This is a genomic window from Chromobacterium fluminis, from assembly GCF_011602385.1.
GTDB classification, from domain to species: Bacteria; Pseudomonadota; Gammaproteobacteria; order Burkholderiales; family Chromobacteriaceae; genus Chromobacterium; species Chromobacterium fluminis.
Window position 1 is genome coordinate 1 of sequence record NZ_JAAOMA010000082.1, and the last position, 10,075, is coordinate 10,075.

Annotated in this window: 5 protein-coding genes and 1 pseudogene; all 6 read left to right on the forward strand. The window is 62.1% G+C overall.

All coding sequences use genetic code 11. The annotated features are described in order from the left end of the window. On the forward strand, window positions 1-530 hold a 530-nt coding region (locus HA052_RS26260), incomplete at its 5' end, for a response regulator transcription factor (protein ID WP_166454300.1). Beyond that, on the forward strand, window positions 530-1,306 hold the full coding sequence (locus HA052_RS26265; RefSeq protein ID WP_166454301.1) for a DUF2861 family protein: 777 nt from the start codon (window positions 530-532) through the stop codon (window positions 1,304-1,306). The genes HA052_RS26260 and HA052_RS26265, both read left to right, overlap by 1 nt. Window positions 1,307-1,389: 83 nt before the next feature. After that, entirely contained in the window at window positions 1,390-3,657 is a 2,268-nt protein-coding gene (locus HA052_RS26270) for a glycoside hydrolase (RefSeq protein ID WP_166454302.1), read from the forward strand. 401 nt (window positions 3,658-4,058) lie between these two features. Then, on the forward strand, window positions 4,059-6,650 hold the full coding sequence (locus tag HA052_RS26275; RefSeq protein ID WP_081547936.1) for a TonB-dependent receptor: 2,592 nt from the start codon (window positions 4,059-4,061) through the stop codon (window positions 6,648-6,650). 547 nt (window positions 6,651-7,197) lie between these two features. Continuing rightward, window positions 7,198-9,792, forward strand: a complete 2,595-nt coding sequence (locus HA052_RS26280; protein WP_240937586.1) for a TonB-dependent receptor plug domain-containing protein — start codon at window positions 7,198-7,200, stop codon at window positions 9,790-9,792. Between the two features lie 98 nt (window positions 9,793-9,890). After that, window positions 9,891-10,075, forward strand: a pseudogene (locus tag HA052_RS26285) (hypothetical protein); the annotation flags it as partial.

The window sequence follows — 10,075 nt, forward strand, 5'->3', positions numbered from 1 at the left end:
CGCGGTGGCTGCGCGCCGATCTGGTTATTCTGGACCGCAGCTTGCCGGACGGCGACAGCCTGCGGCATTTGCCCGGCTGGCTGGCGCAGAAAGCCTTGCCTGTGATCGTCCTGACGGCGCGGGTGGAGGTGGGCGACCGGGTGGCCGGGCTGGAGGCGGGGGCGCGGGACTATCTGAGCAAGCCCTTCGCCCATGCGGAATTGCTGGCGCGGATTCGCGCCCAGTTGCGGCCTTTGGGCGACGGCAGCCTGAGCCTGGGAGCCTTGAGCCTGCAGCCGGCCAGGCAATCAGCGAATTGGCAAGGACGGGAGGTGGCCTTGACGCGCACCGAGTTCGAACTGCTGGCGCTGTTGGCGCGCATGGCCGGGCGAGTGATGAGCCGCGACGAATTGCTGAACCAGGTTTGGGGCTATGAGCACTTCCCATCCACTCGCACCGTGGACACTCATATCCTGCAACTGCGGCAGAAACTGCCCGGCCTCGCCATCGAAACCGTGCGCGGCGTCGGCTATCGGTTGGAGAAGTCCTGATGCGGCGCGCATTGTGCTTGTGGCTGGCGCTGGCCGCGCCGGCCTGCGCCGATCCGCTGGCGGTTTTGAACCGAGCCTTGCTGGGGGCGGACGATGACGCCGCCTGGCGCGCGCTGTCCGAGAGCTGGCCGGCGCTGCGCAGCCAGGCGCAGCGGCAAGCCTGGACGCAGGCTTTGGCGGCGCTGAGCGCCGAGCATTGCGGCAAGGACGCGCCGTTGACGCTGCCGGCTTGGCTGCCGCGTTTGACGCTGGAGTTGGCGCAGCGCGACATGCCGCTGGCGCGCGCCTACCGGGTAGTGCTGAGCGGGCGCGGCGCGCTGGAGGACGCGCGGCTATTGGACGCGCAGGGGCATGATCTGTTGCGCGGCGGTTTGCTGGAGCGGGAGGACGGCCAAGGGTTTCGATTGGAAAGTGCGGATTTGAGCCGGCCGCTGGCGGCGGGGGCCTATCGTTTGCAGGTGAGCGCCGCCGGCCGGCAATGGCAGGCCGAGTTGGCGTTGCCGGAGGTGGCCAATCTGGACTGGCTGTCGCGCAGCCCGCTGGCGGTATCGCGTTTGCCGCCGCCGCGCGCGGCCTGCGCGCAGCCGTGGCTGGAGCAATCGCTGCTGCGGCGCAGCGATTACGGTTTTGTCTGGTGGCGGCGGCGCGAACTGGGCGAGGCGCTGCGTTGGCCGCCCGGCCGGGGCGAGCTATGGCAGAGCGTGGCCCTGGTGCGCGTCGAGGCGCGCGGTCAATTGGTGCTGAGGGTGGCGCACCGCCAGGTTGGGCCGCGCTGAAATCCTGACATTGGCCTGACAATCGCGACGGCCTTTGCCTTTCTAATCTCTTCATCTTGATTCGAATATGGAGAGTGCCCGCGATGCCGATATCCCCTCGTTCCCTTGTTTTTGCGCTGGCGGCGATGAGCCTGCCCTTAAGCGCCTGGGCGCAGATCCGCTTGGAAAACGCCCAGTGGCGGGTGGCGCTGGACCCGGCCACCCTGGCGGTGACCGCGACGCCGGCCGGACAGCCGCCGCTGGCGGTGTCAACGGGCGGCCCTGCGCGGGCGGTGGAGAACCTGAGCGCGGACGCGGCCGGCGCCGCCTGGTCCTGGGAGCGCAATCGTTATCGCTTGAGCGCGCGCCTGGACGGGCCGGACCTGACGTTGACGGTTCAAGCCGGAACCGGCGCCGCCGAAACCGTGCCGCTGCTGCGGCAGCCGGCGGCGGCGATGGGGCGCGGCTTGTTGCTGCCCTTGGCCGAAGGCAGCTATGCGCCGGCCGGCGATCCGCTGTGGCTGGATTTCCTGCCGCGCTTCGCCGGCGACGGGCTAAACACTTCGGAAAACCTCAGCCTGCCTCTGTGGGGCATGGATTACGGCGCAAGCAGCTTGCATTGGCTGCTGTTGAATCCCTTTAACAATCGTTTGAAGGTCAGCCGGGACGGCGCCGGTCTGGGGCTGGCGCTGAGTCATGATTTCAACGTCTTGAACCGACAGGAGCCGATGACGCTGCTGCTGCATCTGGCGGACGGCGACCCCTTGGCAGGAGCCAAACGTTATCGGCAATGGTTGATCGGGGAGGGGCGTTTCGAAAGTCTGGCGGACAAGATGCGCGCGCAGCCGGAAACCGCCAAGCTGGTGGGCGCCAGCCATGTCTATCTATGGGGCAATGATTTACTGGGCGCGGCCGATGTGCGCGACTGGGGGCGTTGGGTGAGCCTGTTGCGAGGCGACAGCGCGCTGGCGCGGCGCTTGAGAGGGCGCTTCGACGCGGAAGCCGTTGCGACGCTGCGGACGGTTTCGCCCCAGCCGGATGCCTACCAGCGCCGGGTCTTGTTGGCGGCTTTCAATCAGGCGGCCACGGCGGAGGCGCGCGCCGCTTGGCTGAGCGCCGCGCCGGAGTGGAGCAAGCTGGCCGCGCCTTACCGCCGCTTGCGACGCGAGGTGAGAGCGGTGTTCGGCGCGGCCTTGGGCAAGCCGGATGATTGGGGCGGCAGCTTATCGCTCCGCACGCTCCGGGCATTGCGCGCGGCCGGTCTGGAGCGGCTGTGGCTGGGCGTGGACAATTGGGAAGGGGGCTTGTGGCAGCCGCAAGCGATGAAGGAAGGCGTGCGCGCCGGCTATCTGATGGCATCCTACGACTCCTACGAAACCGCCTTGCCGCCAGGGAAGCGCGAAGACTGGCTGACGGCGCAGCAGGGCGCCGCCGCGTATCGAGACTGCGGCATTACCTTGGCCAGCGGCCGGCGCAAGAGCGGTTTCCAGCAGTCCGGTTATTACACCAATCCGGAGTGCGTGCGGCCTGTGTTGCGTCAGCGCAGCCAGGCGCTGCATCGGGCGTTGGGTTTCAACAGCTGGTTTCTGGACGCCTACGCTACCGGCATGGTGTTTGACGATTACACGCCGGGCCGGCGCATGAGCCAGGCCGGAGTGGCCGCCGGCAACGAACGCAGCATGGCTTGGGTGCGGGATCGTTTCGGCGTGCCCGTGGGCTCGGAGAACGGCAACGCGGCCACCTCGCGAGGAATCGCCTTCGCGCACGGCATGCAGGTGCCGGTGCTGGGCTGGGGCGATCCCGATTTGCAGAAAAACCCCAAATCGCCGTACTTCCTGGGCCGCTGGTTTCCGGCGAATCAGCCCGAGGTGTTTTTCCGGTCCGTGCCCTTGAAGCAACCTTATCTGAATATTTACTACCAGCCGCGCTACCGGCTGCCGCTCTACCAGGCGGTGTTCCACGACTCCATCGTCACCACCAATCACTGGCTGTACGACAACCTGAAGTTCAGCAACGCCTATGCCGATAATCTGTTGGCGCAATGGTTGTACAACACGCCGCCGCTTTGGCATGTGAGCGCGGAGAGCCTGGAGAAGCGGCTGCCGCTGATGCGTTGCGCCGATCAGGTGTTCCGACCGCTGCACCGGCAACTGGCGACCCAGGCCATGATCGGCTTTGCCTGGCTGACGCCGGATCGCCTATCTCAACAAACCCGTTTTGCCGACGGCAGCCGGCTGACGGTGAATTTCAGCGCGGAGCCGCGCGTTCTTGAAGGGCGCGAGTTGGCCGGCCAGGCGATGCGGGCGCAGTTGGCCGGACAGCCGGAACGCACGGTTACTTTAAAGGCTTGCGGACCGGGTCTTGCGTTATGAGCCGGCGCTTGGCCCTGCGCTCCACAGGCATGAGTTAAACGCATTGATTTAATCGTCTTGCTGATTTTTACACATGTCATGAAAATGTTGCGCAGCGCAGCACATTGGCAAAAAGGCAACGCGTCGCCGCGCTGGCCACCGTGACGGTCCGTACTTGCTCATGAAGTGGAATCCTTTGCCGGCGGCCTTTTCGTGGGGAGTGGGCGCCTCGCTTTCCGCTTTGGAAGCCGCCATGAGCGGAAGGGCCGTATGTGACAAATCATGATGTTGATTGACCGTCTGTAATAAATGCTCCAAGCATCGTGTCAGGCCATATGACAAATAGTCTGTGGCTGGATGATCTGCTGAAAGCGTGTCTAGAGAAGCGCGCTAAGCAGGTTAGACACATGACTGGAGAAATCATGAGAACTAGCAAGAAGAAGTTGGTGCTAGCCTTGGCCCTGGCAGGCCTGGGCGGCCAAGCCGGCAGCGTTTGGGCGGCGGAGTCCAGCAGCGGCACCCTGGATCGGGTGGAAATCACCGGCTCCAACATCAAACGCAGCATCAAGCAAGAAAAGGCGCTGCCGGTGACGGTGGTCCGCACTGAGGAAATGAGCAAGCAGGGCTTCACCACGGTGGAGCAGGTGGTGAATTCGCTGGCCAGCAACCAGTCCAGCATGGTGGGCGCTTCGTCGGTGCAGACGGTGTCGGGCGGCGCTTCCTACGCCAGCCTGCGCGGTCTGGGCTCGCAGTACACGCTGGTGCTGCTGGACGGCCGCCGCGTCGCCAGCCAGGCGATTGGCGGCTACGCCACGGATTTGAACGCCATCCCGCTGTCGGCGATCGAGCGCATCGAGGTGCTGCGCGACGGCGCCTCCGCCATCTACGGCACCGACGCCATCGGCGGCGTGATCAACTTCATCACCAAGAAGAGTTACCAAGGCGTGACGGTGGCGGGCGAACTGGTGTCCACCGACCATAAGGGCGGCAATACCGGCAGCGCCAGCATCACCGCCGGCATCGGCGATTTGAGCAAGGACGGCTACAACGTTTACGGCTCCCTGAGCTATCAGAAGCTGGACGCCATCACCACGCTGAACCGTTCCTTCGCCAATAAATACCTGACCGCGGACAACCTGAGCGGCCGGGTCTTCCCGTCCAACTTCACCTACAAGGGCAACGCCTACAACCCGGCGGCGCCGAATTGCAAACCGCCGTACGCCAAGCCGATAGACGCCAACTCCTGTGGCGAGAACGCCAACCTCTACATGGACTTGACGCCGGAGGTGGAGCAGCTGACCGCCTTCGTCAAGGGCACCAAGCAGATTGGGGATCACACCCTGTCGCTGCAGTACATGGGCGCGCGCAACCTCAGCACCACCCATATCTCGCCGGCGCCGCTGGCCAAGATCGCCACCCTGAAGGCGGGCGACAAGTATTACCCGACCCATTTGCCGGACGGCACGCCCACCGACGGCAGCGATGTGGTGATCAACTCGCGCTCGGTGCCGTTGGGGCCGCGCGTGACCGAGAGCCTGTCCACCACGCAGCGGCTGGCCTTCAATGCCGAAGGTTTGCTGGCGGGCTGGGATTACCGTGGCGGGGTGGCCTACTCCGAGAACAAGACCACCATCAATTACAAATCCGGCTATGTGCACGGCGACAAGATCGCCGCCGCCTTCCAGGACGGCACCATCAACCCCTTCGGCGATTCGGCGCCCGGCGCCTGGCAGAGCACCGAGCTGAAGGGCGACGGCTGGATCGCCAAGTATCAGACAGTGATGGCGGATTTCAAGGTCAGCAAGGAGGTGTTGCAGCTGCCGGCCGGCATGATGGCGACGGCTTTCGGCGTGGAAACCCGGCGCGAGAAGTTGGACAGCCAGATCCAGGACATCGCTCAGTTCGCGTTGGGTTCCGGCATTGCCGACTCCAAGTCCACCAGCGGCAGCCGCGGCGTGACCGCGGCCTATGTGGAAGCGGATATTCCGATTTTCAAAAACTTCGACGCCCAGTTGGCTGCGCGCTACGACCGCTACACCGACTTCGGCAGTTCTTTCAACCCGAAGATCGCCGTCAAGTACCAGCCTATCCCGCAGGTCTTGTTCCGTTCCTCGGCCAGCAAGGGCTTCCGCGCGCCGACGCTGTACGACGTGTTCACGCCCAACAGCAAGACCTACACCGCCAACAAGTTCAACGACCCCTTGCGCTGCCCGGGCGGCACGCCGGCCAACGGCGGCAACAAGGTGGACGATTGCAACACTCAGTTCGAAGCCTTGCAGGGCGGCAACAACAATTTGTCGCCGGAGAAGGCCAGCTCGCTGACCTTTGGTATCGTGATCGAGCCGATCAAGGAAATCACCGCCAGCGCCGACTTCTGGTGGACTACGGTGAAGGACACCATAGGCGCGCTGGATCCGGGCGTGATTTTCGCCGATCCGGGCAAGTACGCCGATAAGTTCGTACGCAACGCGGACGGATCGCTCAACCATGTGATCACCACCACCCAGAACCTGGGCACCCTGAGCGCGGCCGGCGTGGACATCAGCCTGGCCTTCCGTCTGCCCAAGATGGCCTGGGGCAATTTCAGCGTCAACTTGGACGGCACCTACACCTCCAAATATCAGCAGCAGATGGAGCCCAAGGGTCCGTATCTGAGCTCGCTGGGCGGCTGGTATCAGAATATTCTGCAGCCGACCTTGCGCTGGAAGCACAGCCTGGCGTTCAACTGGGCACAGGGGCCGTGGAGCGGAGTGTTAGTGCAAAACTACTCGTCCGGCTACACCGACCTGAATCCCAACGATGAAGGCCATAATGTGCGCCCGTACTCCAACTGGAACCTGTCCGGCAGCTATGTGTGGGACAAGAAGCTCACCATTACCGCCGGCATTCGCAACCTGTTTGACCAGGAGCCGCCGTTCAGCAACCAGACCAAGACCTTCCAGTACGGCTTTGACCCGGTGGTGGCGGATCCGGTGGGACGCGCTTATTTCCTGAAAGCCAACTACAAGTTCTAAGCCTCACCAAAGCGGTTTGATCAAGCCCCGTCGCGCCGTTTGGCGCGGCGGGGCTTTATGTTTTTGGAATAATTTTGCTTGTATGGAAGGGAGTAGACGGGCGTGGCTTTGATTATGGGATGGCGAATTTTTTCATACCAGCCATTAAAAAAACGAATGCATAAGTTTTTGCAAAATTAGCCTAGTCTGAAATTCTTGTACAAATTTGTCGTGAAAATGCAAAAAAGCAACAATGGCAAGTTGTGTCCACCATAAAAAATGACATGGAATTAGCAGGGTCTCGTAAAAGCTGCTGGCAAAAATCAGGGGCATAGTCTATTGATTTTCAAGCGCTAACATGATTTTTACGCATTTCTCCGTCAAACGGGGCGTTGGAAAGAGCCGCCGGACACCACGGATCGTCCCTCAACAAATATTGACGAGAAGCAACAATCCTTAACACACTCGAAACACGGTCATGACGTTCGATTGTCGACGACCTGCAGTATCCAGCAAACGTTCGACAGAAGCGCTGCTGGTTTCCGTGTGCAGTTAAGGAGAAATCAAGTTGAGAAGTCAAAAGAAGCAGCTAGTGCTTGCCCTGGCCTTGGCCGGCATGGCGAGCCATGCGCCGTTCGCATTCGCCGCTGAGGCGAACTCCGGTCAGCTGGATCGGGTAGAGATCACCGGTTCCAACATCAAGCGCAGCATCAAGCAGGAAAAGGCGCTGCCCGTCACTATTCTCAAAACCGAAGATCTGGCCAAGCAAGGCCTGACCACAGTCGAGCAGGTGGTCAACAGCATCGCCGCCAACCAGTCGTCGCAAGGCGCCAGCGCCTCGGTCGGCGCGTCCTCCGGCGGCGGCTCTTTCGCCAGCTTGCGCGGCCTGGGCAATCAATACACGTTGGTGCTGCTGGACGGCCGCCGCATGGCCAATCAGGCGATTGACGGCACCTCCGCCGACCTGAACGCCATTCCGCTGTCCGCCATCGAGCGCGTGGAAGTGTTGCTGGACGGCGCCTCCGCCATCTACGGCACCGACGCCATCGGCGGCGTGATGAACTTCATCACCAAGAAGAGCTTGAAGGGCTTCAGCATCGGCGGCAGCCTGGCCAATCCGCAGCACGGCGGCGGCGATGAAAAGCGCGTCAACGCCTCCTACGGCATAGGCGATCTGAACCAGGACGGTTTCAACGTCTACGGCGCCATCGACTACCTGAAGCAGGATATGGTGATGGCGGGCCAGCGCGACTACGCCCATCAGGTCAACAAATTCACTGGCACCAGCGCTAGTGCATGGCCGGGCAATTATATCGATGGCGTCACCGGCAAGTGGGTGGCGCCGTCCGCTCCGAATTGCCGCCCGCCGTTTTCCCAATACGCCAGTGACGCTAAGCAGGGTAGCCGATGCTTGGAGTACTACTCCCTGTATCCCAGCATCATCCCGCAGGTGGAGCAGATTTCCGGGCTGATCAAGGCCACCAAGCGCATTGGCGACAACCACGAGCTGTCGCTGCAGTACACCCGAACCGAAACCATCACCACCGCGCAGAACGCGCCGCTGCCGACTGCCGGCGACATTACCCGCGCCAACGTGGTGGACCCGGGCAAGCGCGACAAACTGTATGTGCGCACCATTCCGCTGGGCAATCGCGAGACTGAGGCCAACTCGGTGACGCAGCGCCTGATGCTGAATATGGAAGGTCTGATCGCCGGTTGGGATTACCGCGCCGGCATCGGCCGTTCGGAAAACCTGATCAAGGAAAACCTGACCTCCGGCTACGTCAGCAAGAGCAAGATGCAGTCCGCGGTCGATAGCGGCGCGTTGGATCCGTTCGATCTGTCCGGCAATAATCTGGCGGCATGGCGCTCGGTGGGCATGACCGGCCAGACCAAAGAAGCCAAGTCCACCATCGACATGGCCGACATCAAGGCCAGCCGCGAAGTGTTGCAGCTGCCGGCCGGCATGTTGGCGATCGCGCTGGGCGCGGAAGTGCGCCGCGAGTCCTTGAGCACGATCTACAACAAAGCGGTGACCCGCGACGCTTTGAGCACAGGCCAGGACAAGACTGAAGATTCCAGCGGCAGCCGTTCAGCCTACGCCTTCTACGGCGAGGCGGATATTCCGGTACTGAAGAACCTGGATGTGCAACTGGCCGCGCGTTACGACCACTACAGCGATACCGATAGCTCGCTCAACCCGAAAGTCGCCTTCAAGTTTCAGCCCAGCTCGCAAGTGATGTTCCGCGGCTCGGCCAGTACCGGCTTTCGAGCTCCGTCGCTGTACAATATCTACCGACCGAACCAGCTACAGCTAACCCGTAGCTATGTCGATTATGGCGCTTGCCCTGACGGAGTGAATCCGGTACCAGGCGCGGATAGCTCGGCCTGCTCTGATATGCAGCGCAATAAGCGTATTGCTGGCAACAAGAAGCTGGAGCCGGAGAAGTCGTCCTCGCTCTCCTTTGGCATGGTGATCGAGCCGGTCAAGGACTTTACCGCCAGCGCGGATTTCTGGTGGACCATGATCAAGGGTCAGATCAATATTCTGGATGAAAGCGCCATCTTTGCCGACCCGGCCAAGTACGCGAATCGTTTTGTTCGCGACAGTAGCGGTAATCTGTCCTACATCATCGACGACTACGACAACCTGGGCAATCTGAGCACCGCTGGCGTCGACATCAAGCTGAACTGGGTATTGCCCAAGACTTCGGTTGGCACTTTCACCGCGACGTTGGACGGCACTTATCTGTCCAAGTACTCCTATCAGACCGAGAAGAACGGCCCGTATTACAGCAACCTGGGTACTTTCCAGGATGGTGGCCCCACCTTCCGCTGGCAGCACAACCTGACCCTGGGCTGGTCCTATGGTCCGTGGAGTACGATGTTGGCGCAGAACTACAAGTCCGGCTACACCGATTCCAATCCCTACCTGAAGCAGGGGCAGCCTTTCCATCAGGTAAGACCGTACTCCACCTGGAATCTGTCCGGCTCCTATGCCTGGAACAAGCAACTGACCGTGACCGCCGGCATCAAGAATCTGTTCGATCAAGAGCCGCCGTACTCCAACCAGATGACGCGCACCACGCAGCAGAACTACGATCCGCGCTTTACCGATCCGATGGGACGTTCCTTCTTCCTCAAGGCTAATTACAAGCTCTAAGGCGGCGGGAAACTGGATGGGGCGGACTGGGGTCCGTCCCGTTCTCGGGCCCGGCGGCGCGCCGCCGCCGGGCGAATCAGAAGACAGTGGATATAAACATGACGAGCATCACAGCCAGAGGAATCGGCGGTCCCCCGCCCAAGCGCCGCATCGCGGGCTTGGTCGGCGTGATCGTCTTCCATGCACTGTTGATCTACGCGCTGGTGTCGGGCCTGGCCCAGGGCGTGGTCAAAGTGATCCAGCAAAAAGTGGAAGTGGCGGTCATCAGCGAACCGCCGCCCCC